Raw genomic sequence first — 20,488 nt, forward strand, 5'->3', positions numbered from 1 at the left:
CGGATGTCTGTCCCGCATCCAGGTGGTGATCCGAACGCGAACCTCTATGCGCAGCTAAAGCGGGATGTCCTCGATCGTGTGCCACAGATCACGGCGATTGAGTTCGTTCCTGATGATATTGAAGCCAAGCAGCTGCGAGCGATTTTCGATCCAGCTCGTCTTGACCCTCCGACAGGCCCGGATTCACCGGAACTCACCATCAAGTGGTATCGACAGGAACCAGACGATTGGTTCCGTATCAACTACACGGATCCGAACACGGGCTTTCACGCCGGCTGGCACCAAGACGAGGACCATCCCGATCTGGGACAGGCGCATTTTCCAGACTCAATCACCAATACGGAGGAACGCTGGGGAATTAGATTCCAGCACGAGACCCCATCCCTGATCCTTTGGGAAATCATCGAAGAGCTTCTCGAGGACGTCCGTCCGACCTACCAGTACGCGAACGAAGAATCATGACTCCGGGTACACCTCGAAACCGTTCCGATCAGACACTTGCGGGTTCCTTCGAGCGCTACCTCCAGGACAAGGGGAAAGGCCGCGGTGGGGACGGTGAGCCTCGATCGACCGAAACGCTGCCGCGCGAGCTCGAGCGGTTCGCCGAGTGGGCTGCCGGCGACCGCGGCGCCGACGACTGGACCGGGATCGTCCCAGACGACGTCGACCGCGACCCAGCACGTTCGCGGACCTCGACGAACGCGTCTTCCGCGAATACGCCCGGCATCTCGCTGGTGACCGTGGCCTCAAACAGAACACCGTCCGAACCTATTACCGCTATATCTCTGCGCGTGGCGTGGCTGGCGTGTCAACGAGGGCTATCTCGAGGCGCATTACGCGCAGCGGGCGAGTGCGATGGCGCCGCTGCCGGAAGACGACGGCCGCAAGCCCGGTGACCAGCAGGCCTGGACGTCGGAACAGCGCCATGCCCTCACCCGTCACGTCGACGAACGGGCCGGGGCGCCGTTCGAGGCGTACACGACAGCTTCCGGACGGATACCGACCCACTCGACAAGCAGCGAGGGACGCTACGCCGGCGCCGAAGGCGGTTGTGTGACCGGGCGCTGGTGTTCGTTCTCGCGTACACCGCCGTCCGCGTCGGCGAACTCCTCCGGGACCCGAATGACCCACGCCTGGCGCGGCGTCCGCTGGGAGCGACCTCGCGCTCGACGACGGGAGTATGGACGTCTACCGCAAGAAACAGCAGTGGGACGCCGCGAGTCTGCCCGACCCGGTGATTTCCGCCAGCTGCGGAGCTACCGCCAGCTGATGGACCCACCGACGGAGCGCGGGCCGGCGCCATCTCGAAACGTTCGACCAACGGAAAAACGCCCCCGCGGAGCTGGTCCGGGAAGAGCTCGCCGACCGAGGGGAACGCCCAGAGGCAATTGCTGAGCGGCGTGATGAGTACGCTCGAGACCTCCTGCTGGCGCTCGATGAGGATATCCGGCCGCCGTCAATCACGACGGACGGCGCACGGTCGATTCTCGCAACGGCTCTCAGAGGCTGCAGAGATCGCCATCGAATATCCAAAACACGATTATCTTGCTCCGCACGGGGGTCGACGTGGGATGGGTGAGGTACTTGTCCGGGCGTTCGGGTACACGGTGGCAGCCCGATATCTCGACAATTCGGAGGAGATGGTCCGTGAGCGGGACTCGCATATCGAGGCCGGCGAACTCGGTGATGTCGCTACTGAGGCGCTAGAGGAAATCGATAGTGTACCGCAGTAACTTATTTCGAGTGGAGGGGTAGACCGTCGCGTTCACACCGCGTCGACGGTGAACAGCGAGTCGTCGCTGAGGACCACCTGTACCCGTCGGTGCCAGGCGTCAGCAAAGGCCTCCCGTTGCTGGTCGCTTGCCGATCTGTCGAGAATCCCTTGGAGATTCCCGATCGCGGGTCCACCGCCAGGAACGTCGCTGACGTGGTAGGCCACTTCGACGGTCTCGTCCGTGTCGGTTCGGCGGAACCGGAACGTCGGCTCCGCCGTGTCCGGGTCGAACGCGTCGAAGACGAGGAGGTCGCGGCGGCCGCCGTAGCCGCCGGCGAGCCCGCTGAATCCGTCATCGTCGGTCGCGCCAGTCACGTACGAGATGATGCGGCTCATCACGCCGTACGCAGCATCGTCCTGCGGGCCGGCCGCCTGGATTTCGATTTCGCTCCGGACTGGATAGTCGTTGGGATAGAGGGCGTCGAGCCCGATCTGGACAATCCGGTAGGCGCCCGAGGCAGTTGGACAGGAGTGTCCGGCCTCTTTCACCGCGTCTCTATAAGTGATGACGAACGGATCGCCCGGTTCGAGGACGCCGAGGGCCTCCGCGACGGGGTCGCGAATTTCGATCGGGTCGACGTCGTAGTCGACCTGCCAATTGGTTCGTAGTCTGGGGTCGTGTCAGTCGCAGTCGAATTCGATGTCATGAGTTGTGGTTGTGTTCGTGTCTCGTGGTCAGTGGCGGAGCAGTCGCATCCCGTTGAGGATGACGAGGAGGACGCTGGCCTCGTGGACCAGCATTCCCGACGCGAGGGTGACGTAGCTGGTGAGCACACCCGCGAGGAGGACGGTCACGGTCAGCACCGCGAGCCCGACATTCTCGAGGACGTTCCAGCGCGTTGCCTTGCTCAGGTTGACCGCGTACGGGATGCGTTCGAGGTCGTCGGCCATCAACGCCATATCAGCCGTCTCGATGGCGGTGTCTGTCCCGCAGCACCCATCGCGATGCCGACGTCGGCGGTCGCCAGCGATGGCGCGTCGTTGATGCCGTCGCCGACCATCGCGACGACGTGGCCGTCGGCCTGGTAGCCCTCGATGACGGACTGCTTGTCCTCGGGGAGGAGTTCGGCACGGTACTCGTCGATACCGACCTCCTCGGCAACGGCAGCGGCCGTTCGCTCGTTGTCGCCGGTGAGCATCACCGTCTCGATGCCAGTGTCTTGGAGCGCTGCGACGACCCCAGGAGCGGCCTCCCGGAGCTCGTCCCGCATCGCAATCGCGCCGATGACGTCCCCGTCCCGAACGACGTGGACGACTGTCTCGCCGCGCCCTTCACGCTCGCGGACGTAGTCGGCGACCCGGCTGGGGACGTCAATGTCGCGGTCGTCCAGCAGTGCGCGGTTGCCGACAACAACTTTGTGGCCGTCGGTATGGGCGATAACGCCCTTACCAGCGACCACGTCGAAATCGTCCGGATCGGGAATCGACTGGAGGCTGGCGTCCACATCGTCCGCCTGGGCGACCGCAGTCCCACCGTCTGTCGCAGCAGCTCGGGCGCTCGCGGGCCGAGTCAACGATGGCGTCCGCGAGGTGGTGTTCGCTCTTCTTCTCGGCGGTGGCCGCGAGCGAGAGGACGTCGTCGGCGGCGACGCCGAACCTCTCGACGTCCGCGACGGTGGTCTCGCCCTTCGTGAGGGTGCCGGTCTTGTCGAAGGCGACAAGGTCGATCTTGCCGGCGCGTTCGAGGTGTTCGCCGCCCTTCATCAGCACGCCAGACCGAGCGGCGTTGCCGATGGCGGAGACGATGCTGACCGGTGGCCCGATGACCAACGCGCCGGGACAGCCGATGACCAACAGGGTCAGCGACAGGATCGCGTTCTGCGTGACGGCGTACGCACCGATAGCGAGCACGATGACGGCCGGCGTGTAATACTTCGCGAACCGGTCGATGAGACTCTCCGTGGGCGACTGAGCCTCTTGGGCCTCCTCGACACGGCGAATGATCCGTTCGAGCGTCGTATCCGAGCCCGCACCCGTCGTTCGGATCTCCAGTGCGCCTTCTTGATCGACAGTCCCGGCGTAGACCTCGTCGCCGTCGGCCTTGTGGACGGGCGCGCTCTCGCCGGTGACTGGTGCTTGGTTGACGGCGCTCTCGCCGTCGACGACGGTGCCGTCAACCGGAATCTTCCCGCCCGGCTTTACGACGACGACTTCGCCCTCTTCGACCTCGCGTAGCGGGAACCTCCCGGAGTTCCCCGTCGCGACGGACGGTGGCCGTGTCGGGGGTCATCTCCAGCAGCTCCTGGAGGGCCGTCCGGGTCTTCCGCATGGTCCGGCCCTCGAGGTAGCTGCCGAGGCTAAACAGGAAGACGACGGCCGCGGCCTCCCAGTACTCGCCGATGACGATGGCGCCGATAGCGGCCAGCGTCACCAGCGTCTTGATGCCGAGTGTCCGGTTGGTGACCTCGTGGTAGGCGGTCTTGGCGATGTCGTAGCCACCCACCATCGTCGCGAGAACGAGGATGGCGGCGCTCGCCGTATTGAAACTCGTGAGATAGCCCAGACTCCAGCCACCTCCGTAGAGGAGGCCGCTGGCCGCCGTGACGATGGCCTTCCGGTGTTTTCGGTAGTACTGCGTGATCGATTGTTTGTTCATGGTGTTAGGCGGACTGGGGCGTGTACCCCTGGTTTTCGATGATCTCTGCGAAGGCGTCGGGGTCAGCGACGCTGTCGTCGTACTCGATCTCGACGCGGCCGGTCGCGTAGTGGACCTCGACGTGCTGGACGCCGTCGACGTTCGAGAGGGCGCGTTCGACGGTGCTCGCACAGGTCGGACAGTCGAAGTCGAGGACGCGGAACTGGGTTGTGTCGCTCATTACAGTTTGAGGTAGTGCCCATACCCCAATAAGTATTTTTTAAATGATATGTTTGAATACGGAGATGGGTTATTGGAACAGTCAAATAGGTCGCCTAGAGCTTTCGCTATCGTGGGTCCATTCTGTACTCGATTCCACGACAGAGACCTACCCGACTCCTGCCCCGCTACCTTTTCCTGCGTGCTCGCGCTCAGTTCTCGTATGAGTGATTCCGATACCGACCACCGTCTCGACGACATCGCGGTCCGAGACACTCGGGTTTCGGACGCCATCAACGAGCCGATGCGGGCGATGATCCTCGATATTCTGGCCGAGGAGGCCCTGACCGCGACCGAGGTCCACGAACGCCTAGAGGATCGGGATGTCGAGCGGACGGAGAACGACGGTTCGACACCACATCAACGAGCTCCGAGACGCGGGCCTCGTCGACGTCGTTCGCTTCGAGGAGGGGCGCGGCGGGACGACGAAGTACTATCACGCAAACACGATCGTTCTCTCGTACTCACTACCGGATTCGGCTGACGACGCCGTCGAGGAGATGATCGACGTTGTCCAGCCCCAAATTACGAACGCACTCTCCACGCTCACGGACGAGTACGACGACGCGATTGAGGAGATTGTCGCGGATATGCAACCCTGTGAACACTGCCGGACCCAGAAGTACGAGACGTACGTCCTCCTGACCGTCCTGCGGCGTGCGTTCGTCCGTTCGTACCGAAACTAAGAACCACCAGCTACTGCCCTTTGGCGGTCCGTCCGACGAGAGACGACCGAACGAACGTAAATTCGACGATTGGACGCCAACCGTTTTCCCCGTACCTTCCCCACTTTGGGAATGGAATCACTACATCGTGTTCGTCTACCCGGTGGGAACTCTATGCAATCGGCACAACTCCTCGAATTCGCACAGCTCCTCGAACAGTATGTCAGCCTCGGCGTCTTCCTGAGTAGCTGCCGTACTCGGCGCGTTCAGTTACCGCGCGTGGCGCCGCGAGCGTGACCCGCGAATGCGGATCGTTGCAGTCGGATACGGTATGTTCGGCCTCTACGGGCTCATCGTATTCCTCGAATACATCTTGATCCCGTACTTCCCCTACGCGACCCTCGAACTGGTCGAACACGCCAGTGCGCTCCTCATTCTGGGCGGCCTGCTGACATTCTTCGTCGCCCTTACCAGAACCTGAGCAATGTCGGAGCCAGATCTGGAGTTGGCGTCCCGCCGGGCGATCTACCAGAACGTCGCCGACAATCCAGGTGTTCACTTCCGCCAGCTCCTTGACGAACTTGAGTACGCGCAGGGGACGCTCCAGTACCAGCTCCGGTGGCTCGTTGAGGAAGGGCTCATAGAGGTGTCCGACGATGGTCAGTATACCCGCTACTACCCGGCCGCTGAGTTCAACGAGGACGATCAGACCGTAATGAATGCCCTCCTGGCGCGAGTACAGCCGTCGGATCCTGGCCCATCTCCTCGCGGATGGGCCGCTCACGACGAGCGAACTGAGCGAGCTCCTGTACAAAGCCCAGTCGACTGTCTCCTGGCATCTCGAACCTTGCTGATGCCGGCCTCGTCACAAAAGAGCGGGATGGCCTGGCGCGTCATCTACGAAGTTACCGACGCGGACCGCGTCACGTATCTCTACACGATACACCGTCAGTCGTTCACGGACCGCGTGGTCGACCGGCTATTGGACCTCTGGGAAGGTTATTGAGCGGATGCCCCTGACCGTGATCGTTCCACGGAGCACGAACAGCCGTAACAGGAGCACGTACACGAGAAACATGATCGTCGGCGCGAGGAGTGGGACGATGAGGCCCGCCAGATCGGTGCCGACGGCGGCCGCATGAAGCGTGGCGAATACGAACCCGCCGTAGGCGAATGCGTGAACAACCCGAGGCCCCCACGGCTGGTCGAATCGCGTCGCATCCGTGAATCCAAGCACGGCGACGACGAGCAGCAGTAGTGCTCCGACACCGACGGCGACCCCTCCGAGGAAGTATGACAGCGAGTACGCCGGTGCCGGAGCTTGACCGGTGACGACGAACCAGGTGTCGAGGAGTCCAAGGCCAGCGTGGAGGAGGGTGACGACCATCGCAAACACCGAGAGTTCGACGTGAACGCGTTGTGCTGCCCGGTGGAGGATATCGAACGATTCGGTATTGTAGAGAATACCGGTGAGAACCGCGAGATACAATGCCGGATATGCAATCAGCGCGGCGCCGCGATCGAGAAGCCAGACGACTTCGGACATCACGAGGCTCCCGTCGTTGCGACGACATCAGGACAGCCATCCCCGTCTTGGAAGTTGTTCTCGTCTCTGGCCGCGTTGGACACTGGTCCTGTGAGTCGGGGATACTGTCCCCGTCGTAGTCGTCAGGTGCTTGGCGCGTTATGACAGTCTGGTTGACGAGGTCTGCCTGTTTTTGCTCGGTCGCCTGTGTCGCCCGGCCGTCCCCGATCTGCCAGAGAAGGGGGATCGCGACGACCAACAGGAGGAGTGCGGCGATCGTGATGCGTTGTTTACGCGTCCAAGACATGGGTGTCAAAGCCGTCTGTCGGGTGGAAGACGCCGTCGTGAACGATGAGTGCCTCAAGTCCATCCCAGTTGTCTGCGAGTGCTTTGGCGTCCTCGAGCGGAAGTGCAGCGAGCGTCGTCGCGAACTGCATCCGCTTCCATACAGTCCCGCTCAGCGAGGACAGTCACCGATTCGTGTCGGGAGCCGAATCGCTCGGTCGCAGGATCATAGATGTGGTCTGTACCGGCACGTTCGCGGCGATAGTTTCCGGAGGTGGCAACGGCCCAGTCCGTCTTGAGGATCTTGAGCGGCTTCGTGTCACCGTATGGACTTTCGACGGCGATTGGCCCGACTGGGGGCGACATATCGCCACCGCCGCTGACGAAGCCACGTCGGCCGAGCCCAGCGAGCGTCTCTGCTGCACGATCGACGATGTATCCCTTTGCGAGACCGTTGAGATCAAGAGGGACCTCGGTACTGACGTGGTAACCGCTGATACTGATCGTCCCGGTATCGAACGTTTCTGGGACGGCGTCATCGTCCCCTCGTAGATACGCCTTGAGCGAGTGCTCGACACGGCCCTGGTGAATGTCGAAGACGTTCTCGGTTCGGTCGTAGTATTCGAGTCCACGATGCACGAGGCGAGCGACGTGTTCGTTCTCGACAGCCCCTGGCTGTTGAGTCGACCGACTGCGCTATCGGCATCGAACGCGTTTAGCTCGTTTTCAAGCTCCTTGACCGTGCGCCGGGCCGCGTCCGCCGCAGCAGCGGCGCGGATTCCCTTCAGTTCAATATGAAACGACGTATCACAACACCGAAAATCACGGTGCGTGGCTCCTACTCGTTCGTATGCTGTTTCGAGAGCGGCCATCCTCTGTACTTACTCCTCCTCGTCTTCTTCGTGCTCCTCTTCGTACTCTTCGTCCTCATGTTCCTCGTACTCTTCTTCGTGGTCCTCGTCGTACCCGGACTGTGTCTGCACAGCGGGGGTAAAGTCCTGATTGGGCGTGGGAGCGTCAGCTCCGACCTGCTGGGGTCCGTTAATGTCGTCGCTGACGGGGTCGGCCAACTGTCCGAGGCCCAAGCCAGGGAACGCGAGCCCCCCAGCGACGAGTGTGGTCAGCAGTGCACCGACGAGGGTGAATGCGACGAGTCGGTTGTTCGGAACGGGAAGGCGCATTGTTTGCAATCAAGCAGAGACACACGGTTGTAAAGTACATTTGCGTCCAGCTATCGAATCGTCGTACAGTCATCGAATAGTCTGATTGGTTGAGTTTGACATCCTTTTCTACTTAACACACTGAATTTTTATTACTTCAAAACATAAAAAAGAGATGGCACATTTCGTGATGTCCAGGTGATTTGAGATCGGTAAATGGCACGCGCCTTGAGCCACCGGCGACTGTAGTCCGTGAATGCGCACCTGTGGAGGGGCGATGATAGTCGATTAGACTGTTCGACGATATCCCTGATAGGCTGCTGGCAATCCGAGGGGGAGTGCCAGGAGCCCGAATCCGATCAGAGCGTATACGGCTCTCTGCCCGCGTCTCACGGCTTGGACTGTCGCGACGACGCCGACGAACGCAATCAGATAGGCGAGATCGCTCCAGAGCACGTCGTAGGTCGAACAGTACAGCCAGCAAACGAACGTGTAGGCCGGGGCGTTCCAGGTCGGCGGATGGAGTTTCAGCCAGAAGAACCGGCAGTACGTGGTCCAGCCCAGCATCGCCAGGGTCGGCAACCCGACGAGCCATACCGCTGCCCGACGGCTCCTGTCGCCGTATCGCCGGTATCCGGCGAGGAAGAGTGCGGGGAAGCAGAAAACCCACAGCCAGATGCCGATAGTGTAGGTCACCGGCCAGTGCTCGATCCGGGGCTGTGCAATTGGTAATCGAAGAGACTCGGGCAGCGTCGCCCACGAGAACGAGGGGTCGGGGACTGGATTCGTGAGGAACGCGACCAGACAGAGTCCCGTCCCGACGAGTAGTCCGTACAGACCCAGCGTCGTGTATCGGTCAATCCACGCTGGAAGCTGCGGACGCGTCGACTGTTGACGGCGTTCGGAGAATCCGATCATCGTTCAAGTTTGCCGGACGGGAATCAGGTATCTCGTTCGAGTGCTTCGCGTCGCTGTTCGTATTCCTCGTCGGTCAGCTCACCGCGGGCGTAGGCGAGCCGGAGCTCCTCGAGGGCTTGGTCCGAGCTACTCTCACTTCCCGTAATCGCACGGTAGATTAGGTAGCCACCGCCGACGAGGGCGGCGAGGAACAGTAACTGCATCACGATGCCGACGATGAACATCCAGCCAGGCATCGTCCCGTCGCCCCACATATGACCGCCCCACATCCCGCCCATCATCGGACCGAACCCCATCATTCCGAAGCCCATGAAGAACAACGGGACGATGAATATGGCGCCGATGATAACGAGGAGGAGCGTAACAAGTCGCGTGTCGTCTGAATTTGTCGGCATATTGTGATCCCTCCGTGAGTTTGGGTCTCAAGTAATACTACGTCCTAACTATTCAATGCGGTTGTGCCTTCGACCTGCGTGTTCCACCCACCGCTAATCTTTTGAATTCACACTCTCAACGGCTCTAACCCGAACTATCTGAAGGAAAACTGCAAAAGATGATCCGTACGACGATACATCTATGCAGGTGACGATGGTCCAGGGCATCTTCGAAGCCCTCCGAATCGGTGTCGGGTTCCTCTGGACGGCGGCGTGGGCAATTATCATGGGGCTCACGGTTACGAGCCTCGTCCAGGTCTACGTCTCCAAGGAGCGAATGGCACAAGTGCTGGGCGATGGTGACCTGAGCGGGCTCACCAAGGCGACCGCGTTCGGGGCGGCGAGCAGTGGGTGCAGTTTCGGCGCCGTCGCAATCGGGAAGGGGCTGTTCAAGAAGGGAGCGCACGCGGTGAACTTTCTCGCGTTTATGTTCGCGTCGACGAATCTGATCGTCGAACTCGGGCTGATGATTCTGATTCTGCTCGGCTGGGAGTTCCTCCTGGCGGAACTGCTGGGCGGCCTCATCCTCATCGCCGTGATGGCCGTCCTTGTCCACCTCACACTGCCAGAGAACCTCTTCGACGAGGTCCGGGAGACGCTCAACGAGCGCGACCGCGAGTCCGGCGTCACCGAGGACCCGACCTGCGGGATGGAAGGCAAAGACGAGTACACCCTCACCACTGACGGCGGCGAGACGCTGGAGTTCTGCTCGGAGGGCTGTATGGAGACGTACCTGCAGGAGGCGTCCAGCCGCGGCGGGTGGCGTGACGAGTTGTTGTCGTGGGGTGGCTGGTACAAAGTCGGGAATCAGTACCGCAAGGAGTGGTCGATGATCTGGAAAGACGTTATCGCTGGCTTCCTCATCTCCGGGTTCGTCATCGTCTTCGTCCCCCAGTGGGTCTGGAACACGCTGTTCATCCAGGGCGACGGCCTCCTCGTCACCGCCGAGAACGCGATCATGGGCGTCGCCATCGCCGTCATCAGCTTCGTCGGGAGCATGGGAAACGTCCCCTTTGCCGTCGCGCTCTGGGGCGGCGGCATCAGCTTCGCCGGCGTCATCGCGTTCGTCTACGCTGACCTCATCACAATTCCCGTGTTGAACGTCTACCGGAAGTACTACGGCTGGAAGGTCATGCTGTACATCCTCGGCGTCTTCTTCGTGACGATGGCGTTCACGGGCTTCCTCATGGAGTTGCTGTTCGATGCCTTCGGCATCGTCCCCGATTTAGCCGGTGGTGAGACGGCGACCGAACAGACGTACTTCGAACTAAACTACACGTTCTACCTCAACCTCATCGCCTTCGCGCTCTCAGGATTCCTGCTGTATGTTTATCGTCGCGGTCTCGGTGCGCCTGGCCAGTACCGAGACCCTGTCTGTGGGATGCGGACCGACGACAGCGAGCCAGCGGCGACGCACGACGGCGAGACGTACTACTTCTGCTCGCAGACCTGCAAGGAGACGTTTGAAGAGGATCCCGACGAATACGCCACCGGGCATCCGGTGGTGATGGAGGGCCACCACCACTGATACACATTTCTGAACCAGAGGCTCTCAATTGGGTCTCTCCTCCATCAATCCGCTGAATTTGCTAGCAAAAACCTGAGCGTGATGAGGTTTCCTTCTGGTTCGCGTTCGTGATACTCGATCTCGCCGCCAGACAGTGTAACGAGCCAGTGAACCATCCAGAGACCGAGGCCCGTACCGTGTATCAGTGGTTCTTCTGTCGCAGTTAGTAGTGCTTGCCGGTCGAGTTCAGATAGTCGAGGGCCCGTATCGGCAAAATGAAGCGCGAGAGCAGGTCGATTTCGGTTGGTCGTGACCGATTCGATAGATGCCTTCTCAGAAGTGATCTCCAAGGAGGGAGACGGTTCGTTTGAATGAACAAGTGCATTCGTTATGAGTTCTTCAACGGCCTTTTGCAGTCCGTTCGTAGTGAGAATCTGTTTTTCTACGTCTAACGTCACCGAGAGCCCTGCCTTTGGATGCTCTTCCCTCGCCTTCTCAATGGCTGGCCTAAGGAGCTCGGACGGAAGCTGGGAGGATGTTTGAAATGGAACGTTTCTCAAGACGGAATCTATCTCACGAACTCTCTCACTGATGTGAAGTAACCGCTCTCCAGCTTCCCGTGCTCGGTTGATCCCTTCCTCTGTGGTACAAATCCCCTCGGAGATTGATTCCAGATTTCCGAGTAGGATGTTCATCTCAGTTCGGAGATTATGTCGGAGTACGCGTTGAAGTAGTTGCACCCGTTGTTCGCGCTCTATCAACGTCGTAACGTCCTGTTGGAAGCCGATAAAGTGAGTGACATTGTTGTCGCTGTCCCTAACAGGAGCGATGCTAACGCGATTCCAAAACGGCACGCCCTCCCTTCGATAATTCAGCAGCGTCACAGTGACATGCTCCTTGTTCCGGATTGCTTCCCGCATCTCTGTGACAGCGGCCGGATTGGTCTCTTTGCCCTGTAGAAATCGGCAATTTCGACCCTCTACTTCCTCCTTCGAATAGTCCGTCAGTCGCTCGAACCCCTCATTCGCGTATATTATGGGATTGTCGTCCCGATGAGGGTCGGTAATTACAACGCCGACATCCGCCGTTTCAATCGCTCGCTCTTTCAAGACGGTGAAGGTAATGTCCGTGAAGTAGACGGAGAGTCCCTCCTCCGAGGGATAGACGATGATATGAAACCACTTCTCTAGAGGCTCATAGTAGAGGTCAAACTCCACCCGTTCCTGGGCTTCAAGCGCCTCGTGGTACTTCCCATAGATGATGGTCTCTGCTGCTTCTGGAAATGCCTCCCAGACAGTCTTTCCCACAAGTTCATCTGCGGAGGTAACCAGTAGCTCTTCAGCGCGCTCATTCAGGTACGTGAACTTCCACTCCGTGTCGAGCGTGTAGAACGCGTCCGAAATTCGACCCAGAATCCTCTCGATCTCCGCATCCGATGAACGAGGATTCATAGGAAATCAAAAAGCATCCATCCGTTAATACGTTCCGCTGCTTCCTATCTGAACGCTTTAAACCGGGTTAGATGGTGTGCGAATGTAGCAGAGTGCGTCTATACAAATTCAGTGTAATCTTGAAATATGGTTTCACGGTGCCTTCGATATCTATCGTACAATTCCGTACGCTCATTTCAAAAGAGGCCTCTAAGCGTCGTACCGGTCCGACCCCGATACTGTTCGGACTCCCTTCGTTCTCGATAGTGTAGGATCACAGCGAGAATTATATCCGTATCAGTCGTACCATATCATATGATTCGAACACTCGTGGGTGTTCTCGGTGCTATCTCAGCACTGTTACCGAACAAAATTGCCGGGGTCTTTGAGAAACTCGCGATTGCGAATCCAAGCGAGGGAGTGGTGAGAGGGTGGGTGCCGTTCAGCTATCCGGTCGGAGGGCGTTCTGATAGCTGCGATATCCCTCCAGAATGGGCGAGCATACGCGTGGCTGATGATGGTACCGGTGTTTCGGCGCGATCGTCTTCCTGTTTCCCGATCTGTATCGGAGATTTGCCACCGCGTTCATGTACGAGCGTCCGGAGTCGATAGAATGGAACGAGCGATTCCAGTCTGGTATTCGGGCTATCGGAGCACTATATGTCTTTTTAGTGTCGAAGACGTACAGGGAGCGCCACAACGATACCTGAGTCTTCCCACCATCGACAGCCGATGAATCTGAGATTTGGTTCGTTGCAGCCGCGGGTAATACTTTGAATCTAAAGTTTGACCCCCAAGAGACCAGTATGATCGAAGGGGAAATCCGCTAAAGAGAGGGGACCGGATGTACCCCTGTATGACGACGACTATCACCGTGGAAGGAATGTCGTGCGATCACTGTGAGCAGACGGTCGAAGAGGCCCTTGAAGAGGTCTCTGGCGTGACTTCCGTGACCGTCGACAGGGAGAGCGAACAGGCAAGTGTCGACGGGGAGGCAGAGATCACGGCCCTCGTGGAGGCCGTCGAAGACGCAGGGTACACCGCTCACGCCTGAGTATCGCGATCTGCGGATAGCATGGACCGCTTTGAGACCACGGCCATCCGTTGTCTTTGAAGATTGCCCAGGATGGTCCTGCTGTACGGTTTCAAGGGGCGAAGATTCAGGAAGGCAGCGAACCCACCTCTAAAGAGTATATGACCTATGGACGACCACAAAGATACAGCTGAGAATTCCCCGGGAGGAGAGGACCAGCAGGACACCAGCAGTCACCAGCACGAACACGGCGAGCACGATGAAACGGTCGCTGAGTCTGACGAGCAACGGGTAGAACAGGAGCTACTGGAGGACGAGGCGCACCCTGCTGCGGCGGAGGGTGAGGCGCTTCACGAGCAGCACGAACACGCCGGCCACGGTTCCCACGAGGGACACGGTGAGGGACATGGCGGGATGCACGAAGGCCACGAGCAGAATGTTCCGCCGGCGTTTCTTCGTCTCGACACTCCTGTCGATCCCCGTCCTCCTGTACAGCGAAATGCTGCAGGAGTGGCTCGGGTTCTCCGTTCCCACATTCCCGGGGAGCGAGTGGATCAACCCTGTCTTCGCCGTCATCGTCTTCGCGTACGGTGGGGTGCCGTTCCTTCAGATGGCGGTGCCGGAGCTGAAAGACCGGGCACCGGGGATGATGACGCTCATCTCGATGGCCATCTCGGTCGCGTTCGTCTACAGTCTCGCGAGCGTGGTCTTCCCCACGCAGTCGGCGTTCTTCTGGGAGCTCGTCACGCTGATCGACATCATGCTGCTGGGGCACTGGATCGAGATGCGGTCGGTGCGGCGGGCCTCGAGCGCGGTCGACGAGTTGGCGAAACTGATGCCGGACACGGCGGAACGACTCACCGAGGACGGCGAGACCGAAGAGGTCCCTGTCAGTGAACTCTCCGAGGGCGACCTCGTGCTCGTCCGGCCGGGCGCGAGCGTGCCCGCCGACGGCGTCGTCGAGGAGGATTCGGACGTCGACGAGTCGATGATCACGGGCGAGTCGAAACCGGTCTCGAAGGAGCCCGGTGACGAGGTCATCGGCGGCACCATCAACGGCGACGGCAGTCTCCGCGTCCGCGTCGGTGCGACGGGCGAGGAGACGACGCTCGCGGGCGTGCATGCGGCTGGTAGAGGAAGCCCAGCAGAGCAAGTCCAAGACGCAGGTGCTGGCCGACCGCGCGGCCGGCTGGCTGTTCTACGTCGCGCTCGGGGCGGCAGTCGTGACCGCAATCGCGTGGACGGTCACCGTCTCGTTCGATGCGACCGTCATCGAACGCGTCGTCACGGTGCTCGTCATCGCCTGCCCACACGCACTCGGGCTCGCCATTCCCCTCGTCGTCGCGATCAACACCTCCCTGGCGGCGCGCAACGGGATGCTCGTCCGCGACCGCATCGCGATGGAGGACGCACGGAAGCTCGACGCGATCATCTTCGACAAGACGGGGACGCTCACCGAAGGCGAGCACGGCGTCGTGGATATGGCGACCGTCGAGGGCGTCGACGAGGACGACGCCCTCGCACTGGCGGCCGCTGTCGAGAGCGACTCCGAACACATGATCGCGCGAGCCATCCGCGAGGCAGCTGACGAGCGTGATCTCAGTGCCCCTGATGCTTCCAGCTTCGAGGCAATCAAAGGGCGAGGGGTTCGGGCGAACGTCGACGGCAACGAGGTGTACGTCGGCGGTCCGAATCTGCTCTCACAGCTCGATAGCGAGGTTCCGGGCCACCTCCAGCGGTTTGCTGAAGATGCGGGAGAGAACGCCCAGACGGTGGTGTATCTCGTCCGTGATGGGGAGTTGATCGCCGCGTTCGCGATGGCCGACGTGATCCGCGAGGAGAGTTTCCGCGTCGTCGACGCCCTCCACAATCTGGGGATCGAAGTGGCGATGCTGACTGGCGACTCCCAGGACGTCGCCAACGCCGTCGCAGACGAACTGGGGATCGATACGGTGTTCGCGGAAGTCCTTCCCGAAGACAAGGACAAGAAAGTCCAGGAGCTCCAGGACCAGGGCAAGCTCGTGGGGATGGTCGGCGACGGCGTCAACGACGCGCCGGCGCTGACGCGGGCCGACGTCGGCATCGCAATCGGGAGCGGCACCGACGTCGCAGTCCAGTCGGCCGACGTCATCCTCGTCCAGAACAACCCCATGGGACGTCGTTCGGCTGGTGAAGCTCAGTAAGGCGAGCTATCGGAAGATGCAGGAGAACATCGTCTGGGCCGCCGGCTACAACGTGTTCGCGATTCCGCTCGCAGCAGGCGTCTTGGCACCGATCGGGATTCTGCTCTCCCCCGCTGTGGGTGCGCTCCTGATGTCGCTGAGTACGGTGATCGTCGCGATCAACGCCCAGCTGCTCCGCCGCGTGGACCTGTCTATCCCCGAGCTTCCAGGCGGGACACCAGCGACTGACGCACAACCTGCAGACTGAAACGCGCCCGATCGCTTCGGAGCTTCTTTCAATTGAGTTCGGGTTGGTGGTCAGCAACTGGCGACACTGCGTAATTTCGGTGAGTATCGCTATGCGGTCACCGATTCCACAGTTTTCCCGAGGGGTACGAAGTTCGGTATACACAGACGCTTCCTCTGATGGGCCACATAGCTACGCCAGCACTAGGTTTATACCGCTTGACGGACTACTTTCCGATATGAGCCTCAAAGAGACGGTTGACTACCTCGCCGAGGAACTCGACCTCGAGCGAAGTGAACACGTTCGCGAGGTCGGACAGTCGGTCGCTGAGCTTCGCGACTGATCAGAACATTTCTCTGAAGTCCCGTTCGACGAGCCCGTTCTCCAGATACGTGATGAACTCTTGTTTCGTTGGTCCTTGACGGTCGAGTAGATCGTCCCGTTCTGCTCGTTCGAGAACTGCCTGTCCGAAGTCCGTACAGTGGGATTCATGCTGCCCAGCGTACTTCGAAAGGGCTTCTCGCCAGTGCATATCCAGCTCGAATTCGGCTAATCGAATTTCGATGCCGTCTTTCCGTTCGACGAGGTCGACATCCAGGTCTTCGAGTTGCTTGAAACGGAGGTTGTTCCGGCGGACCGTGATGAGCCGCTTGGAGTCGACGATGTAGGGGTCGACCCACTCTCGCCAGGTATCGTCGTCGACGTGTGTTCGTGGCATCGCAAAATCCGAGTCCACACTCTCAATACAGAACTGCAGCATAGCGATGCCAGTTCGATCATTCGCATTCGGGAGGGAATGTCGGAGAATCAAATTCGACATCACCTCTCCAGCGACGGTCGGAAGTGGGGCTCCCCAGGACACGTGATCGAGTGCCTGCTGGATTTTTTGCGGTTCGAACTCCTTGTAGAGCCGAAACTCATCCTCCTCTCGAACATCGACAGCTGCTTCGAGCAATTCCACTAATCGGAAGGCGACAACTTGCCCAGCACGAGGAAGGTCACGAATACGGTCGCTCAACCATTCCTGATCGAAGTCGATGTCATGGGCTGATTCGATCTCTGAATCGCCTTCGTAGAGGACATAGACCGGTGTTTCGAAGGGGTACCCGATGAGTTTTGTCGACTCGTCGGATTGCTCTCGCTGAGACAGGATTTCTGCCACCGATGCCGAGCTATATTTGAGTGAGAAAATCTCGGCCTGTGGGTGGTGATAGAAGACGAGCCGAGCCATCTTACTGTGTATTCGTGGGAAGTGGGTAAAGCAGTCCCGCTTTTATAATGATTCTACGACGTAGCGGGTACGTTCACGTCTTGTAAATACTGACTTTCCCACTCACGTCGCGCCTCGATCTCCCGCACTCCGCGTTGTGTGACCGTGTACACGTTCGTCCGCTTGTGGAGTTCACCTTTCTCGAGCAGTCCTTTGTTGACGAGGTCGTCGAGAGTCGGATAGAGGCGGCCGTGGTTGATCTCCTGTTCGTAGTAGTCGTCGAGTTCGTCTTTGATTGCGAGCCCGTGTGGTTCCTCGAGCCCGGGCGGTTACGTACAAGATATCCCGCTGGAACCCAGTTAGATCGTGCATCTGCCTGTTCCTTATTTTTGAGGGGTGGCATATGTTCTCTCTGGTACTCAGAGGCGGAGATTTGGACCAAGGGTATCTACTATTATACTCGTCACCGAACAGCGTTTAATATCGAGGCATCTGTATCACCGGTAATGTCCCTTCGGCTGAGGTCGCCGTTGAGGTTCTGTGGCTGTGATCGGCCGACTATCAGATGGTGGTAATCAATTGTGTCTCCATCTCAATCGCTATCTTCCACATGCGCGCTTTGTGGGGGGACTGTCCCCGATGATCGAGACGTAGCTGAAGACGACATCGTCTTCTGCTGTGATGGATGTCGAAACGTCCATCGAGTGCTCGGTAGCGATGGAGATCACAGTCGGATGGCTCCGACGGACGATGTTACTGCACAAGCCTGAGTCTGGAACGCACGAGCGAGAGGCAGCCATGCATCGATCAGGAGCTGAGGACCGTGTCTTCCTCCAAGTCGACGGGATGCACTGTGCGACGTGTGAGGGATTCCTCGAATCGGTCGCCAAGGATTGTGAAGGCGTCGTCGATGCGGCAGCAAGCTACGTTACCGAGACGGTCCGGATCACATACGACCCTGACCGCATCTCGATGGACACTCTCTGTGATGCCCTGAGCATACTCGGCTATTCGGCGACCTTTCGTGCTGGAGGAAGTGACGACGCACCGACTGTCATCGGGCAATCGCGGCGGTCGGACGCAACGATTGAACGAGGAATTGACGAGGTGCTGGGATTCCGTTACGCTGTTGGGGTCATTTCGGGACGTTCATGCTCCTTCCGTACGCAGTCCTCCTTTATCCGGCGCAGCTCTCGTCATTCTTCGGCGATGGGACACTCGATATGTATGCGAGTGCCTCCGGGATCGGCGGTGGAGATGGCCTGTTGATCCTGCCCCTCTTTCTCGTACTGACGGGTGTCGTCCTCGTGTTCACCGGCCTGCCGCTGTTACAGGGTGCGTATGTCAGTCTGAAGATGCGGCAGCCGAACGCAGATCTGCTCGTCGCACTTACCATCGTGAGTGCCTACGTGTACAGTACGATCGCCTTTCTTTTTGGTCGGATCGATGTTTTCTACGATCTCACGATCGTGGTTGCCGCGAGTGTGGTGGCTGCCATCTTCTACGAATCACTGAGCAAGCAGCGAGCGATGGATCGCCTGACGAATCTCACTATCTCTCACGTCACCGAGGCCAGGCGGTATGGCGCCGATGGGACGACACCGATGGTCGACGTACACGATCTGGAATCCGGGGAGCGTGTTCTCGTCCGCGAGGGCGAACGCATCCCGGTCGATGGAGTTCTCGCTGAGGGTGAGTGCACGGTCGACGAAGCGATCGTGACGGGCGAGTCGCTCCCGGTATCGAAGCGAGCGGGCGACGACGTCGTCGGCGGGGCGGTCGTCACAAATGGTGCTGCTGTCCTCACAGTGAGCGATGGGACAACCAGTAGTATCGATCGCCTCATCGCCTCTGTCTGGGATCTCCAGAGCGGGGATCACGGCGTCCAGCGGCAGGCCGATCGGCTCGCGTCAGTCATCATCCCGGTCGTCGTTGGTGGGGCGGTACTCGCTGGATTGGGGTCGCTTCTGGCGGGCTGGCATTCCCGTCGCCGTCCTGACGGCGCTGGGAGTTCTCTTGGTGGGGTGTCCGTGGGCACTTGGCCTGGCAACCCCGCTCTCGGTGGCAACCAGTATCGAACAAGCGGTAGAGCGGGGGATCGTCATCTTCGACGAGACCGTCTTCGAGCGCCTTCGGAACGTCGATGTCGTCGTCTTCGACAAAACGGGGACTCTCACGACCGGCCAGATGGATGTCCTTGAGGCGGATGCACCATCGGATCTCCTTGAAATTGTCGCGGCCCTCGAACAGCGAGCATCCCACCCAGCGGCCGACGCAATCGTGAATACGTTTGCACAAAGGAATCAGGAGGGCGATCGCTCGAGAGCCGATGGGGCGGTTGCCGGTGGCAGTAACCATGAGTACGCAGCGGACATCACTGAATTCACGAGCCACGCGACCGGCGTCGAAGGAGTCGTCGAGGACACGCGCGTTCTCGTCGGGAACCTCGATTTTTTCGCGGAACTGGGGTGGTCGGTGAGCGAACAGATCGAGACGCGTGCCGCAGAGGCACGGACGGCCGGTCACCTTCCGGTCGTCGTTGGTCGTGACGGTCATGCAGAGGGCGTCATCGTCGTGGGCGACGAACCACGCCCGAGTTGGGATGACACACTCACGCAACTGAGTGACCGTGATATCGAGATCGTCGTTCTGACTGGTGATGACGAGGCTGCTACTGACTTTCTCGACAGCCATCCTGCCGTCGATCACGTGTTTGCAGGGGTCCCGCCGGCGGGCAAGACCGCGACGATCCGGCGGTTGCAGTCCGGGGACAGGTTACGATGGTCGGTGATGGGACGAACGATGCCCCGGCCCTCGCGACAGCCAGACCTGGGAATCTCGCTCGGTGGTGGAACAGGCGCTTGCCGTTCCGATGCCGCGGATATTTCTATCGCCGATGACGACCTCCAAGCGGTGGATACAGAGACAGTTCGATCTCGCAGATGCAGCGCGCCGGCGTGTTACACAGAACAACGGGCTCGCGCTGCTCTACAATGGGATTACGATACCGCTTGTGGCGACGGGATTGCTGAATCCGGTGTTCGCGATGGGAGCGGTCGTGGCGACCGGCGGTCTCCTCGCAGCGAATTCGTTTCGAGACCTGCTTGCGGAGTAGCGGCTCCGCCTCGCGAACCGGCGGATACCGGGTGGCGGTACCGATTGCTTCTATTCTAAGAAGTCGAAGGCACCGAGGCCCGCGTACCCGACCGCAAAGCCTGCGACGATGAGGCCTCCAGAGAGGACCTGATAGAACGGCGTTGACGGGAGGTAGCCGGTTGGCGAGG

The 20,488-nt window shown here is 59.8% G+C and carries 12 protein-coding genes and 8 pseudogenes; 9 read left to right on the forward strand and 11 right to left on the reverse strand.

The genetic code is table 11. The features are described 5' to 3' along the window. The first annotated feature begins 3 nt into the window (after positions 1-3). Complete coding sequence (locus tag ACODNH_RS00370; protein ID WP_434529926.1) at positions 4-462, forward strand: hypothetical protein; 459 nt, start codon at positions 4-6, stop codon at positions 460-462. Then, positions 459-1,733 (forward strand): annotated as a pseudogene (locus ACODNH_RS00375) (site-specific integrase). The gene ACODNH_RS00370 and the pseudogene ACODNH_RS00375 overlap by 4 nt, the downstream one beginning before the upstream one ends. 32 nt (positions 1,734-1,765) lie before the next feature. Here the strand turns inward: ACODNH_RS00375 and ACODNH_RS00380 are convergent. From ACODNH_RS00380 to ACODNH_RS00390, 3 genes and pseudogenes are all read right to left on the reverse strand, one after another. Beyond that, positions 1,766-2,421, reverse strand: a pseudogene (locus tag ACODNH_RS00380) (hypothetical protein). 28 nt (positions 2,422-2,449) lie between these two features. Further along, positions 2,450-4,370 (reverse strand): annotated as a pseudogene (locus tag ACODNH_RS00385) (heavy metal translocating P-type ATPase). Positions 4,371-4,374: 4 nt separating this feature from the next. Continuing rightward, positions 4,375-4,590, reverse strand: a complete 216-nt coding sequence (locus ACODNH_RS00390; protein ID WP_434529927.1) for a heavy-metal-associated domain-containing protein — start codon at positions 4,588-4,590, stop codon at positions 4,375-4,377. A gap of 201 nt (positions 4,591-4,791) precedes the next feature. Here ACODNH_RS00390 and ACODNH_RS00395 point away from each other — a divergent pair. The 3 genes and pseudogenes from ACODNH_RS00395 to ACODNH_RS00405 all read left to right on the forward strand — a co-directional run bounded on the left by ACODNH_RS00395 (position 4,792) and on the right by ACODNH_RS00405 (position 6,299). Continuing rightward, positions 4,792-5,314 (forward strand): annotated as a pseudogene (locus ACODNH_RS00395) (ArsR/SmtB family transcription factor). Between the two features lie 283 nt (positions 5,315-5,597). Beyond that, positions 5,598-5,774, forward strand: a complete 177-nt coding sequence (locus ACODNH_RS00400; RefSeq protein WP_434529928.1) for a hypothetical protein — start codon at positions 5,598-5,600, stop codon at positions 5,772-5,774. Positions 5,775-5,777: 3 nt separating this feature from the next. Further along, positions 5,778-6,299 (forward strand): annotated as a pseudogene (locus ACODNH_RS00405) (winged helix-turn-helix transcriptional regulator). Here ACODNH_RS00405 and ACODNH_RS00410 read toward each other — a convergent pair. The 5 genes from ACODNH_RS00410 to ACODNH_RS00430 form a co-directional block, all read right to left on the reverse strand. Further along, positions 6,273-6,839: a hypothetical protein gene (locus ACODNH_RS00410; RefSeq protein WP_434529929.1), complete on the reverse strand. Its 567-nt coding sequence runs from the start codon at positions 6,837-6,839 to the stop codon at positions 6,273-6,275. The pseudogene ACODNH_RS00405 and the gene ACODNH_RS00410 overlap by 27 nt on opposite strands. A gap of 339 nt (positions 6,840-7,178) precedes the next feature. Then, the gene (locus tag ACODNH_RS00415) at positions 7,179-7,742 is read right to left on the reverse strand and encodes an FAD:protein FMN transferase (protein WP_434529930.1); all 564 of its coding nucleotides are present in this window, start codon (positions 7,740-7,742) and stop codon (positions 7,179-7,181) included. A gap of 242 nt (positions 7,743-7,984) precedes the next feature. After that, complete coding sequence (locus ACODNH_RS00420) at positions 7,985-8,284, reverse strand: hypothetical protein (protein WP_434529931.1); 300 nt, start codon at positions 8,282-8,284, stop codon at positions 7,985-7,987. Positions 8,285-8,551: 267 nt separating this feature from the next. Then, the gene (locus tag ACODNH_RS00425) at positions 8,552-9,181 is read right to left on the reverse strand and encodes a hypothetical protein (protein ID WP_434529932.1); all 630 of its coding nucleotides are present in this window, start codon (positions 9,179-9,181) and stop codon (positions 8,552-8,554) included. 23 nt (positions 9,182-9,204) lie between these two features. Next, entirely contained in the window at positions 9,205-9,576 is a 372-nt protein-coding gene (locus ACODNH_RS00430; protein WP_434529933.1) for an SHOCT domain-containing protein, read from the reverse strand. Between the two features lie 181 nt (positions 9,577-9,757). On the opposite strand from ACODNH_RS00430, the gene ACODNH_RS00435 reads away from it, so the two are divergent. After that, entirely contained in the window at positions 9,758-11,143 is a 1,386-nt protein-coding gene (locus tag ACODNH_RS00435; protein WP_434529934.1) for a permease, read from the forward strand. A 44-nt stretch (positions 11,144-11,187) separates the two neighbouring features. Here ACODNH_RS00435 and ACODNH_RS00440 read toward each other — a convergent pair whose 3' ends face one another. Beyond that, positions 11,188-12,573, reverse strand: coding sequence for a PAS domain-containing protein (locus tag ACODNH_RS00440; RefSeq protein ID WP_434529935.1), 1,386 nt, complete (start codon positions 12,571-12,573; stop codon positions 11,188-11,190). 835 nt (positions 12,574-13,408) lie between these two features. Here ACODNH_RS00440 and ACODNH_RS00445 point away from each other — a divergent pair. Then, entirely contained in the window at positions 13,409-13,606 is a 198-nt protein-coding gene (locus tag ACODNH_RS00445; RefSeq protein WP_434529936.1) for a CopZ family metallochaperone, read from the forward strand. A 147-nt stretch (positions 13,607-13,753) separates the two neighbouring features. Further along, a pseudogene (locus tag ACODNH_RS00450) lies at positions 13,754-16,015 on the forward strand (heavy metal translocating P-type ATPase). A gap of 322 nt (positions 16,016-16,337) precedes the next feature. Here ACODNH_RS00450 and ACODNH_RS00455 read toward each other — a convergent pair. Further along, a complete protein-coding gene (locus ACODNH_RS00455) occupies positions 16,338-17,225 on the reverse strand; it encodes a hypothetical protein (protein ID WP_434529937.1) in 888 nt (295 codons plus the stop codon). 53 nt (positions 17,226-17,278) lie between these two features. Continuing rightward, a pseudogene (locus ACODNH_RS00460) lies at positions 17,279-17,576 on the reverse strand (PadR family transcriptional regulator). Between the two features lie 362 nt (positions 17,577-17,938). Here ACODNH_RS00460 and ACODNH_RS00465 point away from each other — a divergent pair. Beyond that, positions 17,939-20,319: pseudogene (locus ACODNH_RS00465) on the forward strand (heavy metal translocating P-type ATPase). Positions 20,320-20,488 lie beyond the last annotated feature (169 nt).

Origin of the sequence: Haloarcula sp. NS06, from assembly GCF_051122755.1 — an archaeon.
Taxonomy (GTDB): domain Archaea; phylum Halobacteriota; class Halobacteria; order Halobacteriales; family Haloarculaceae; genus Haloarcula.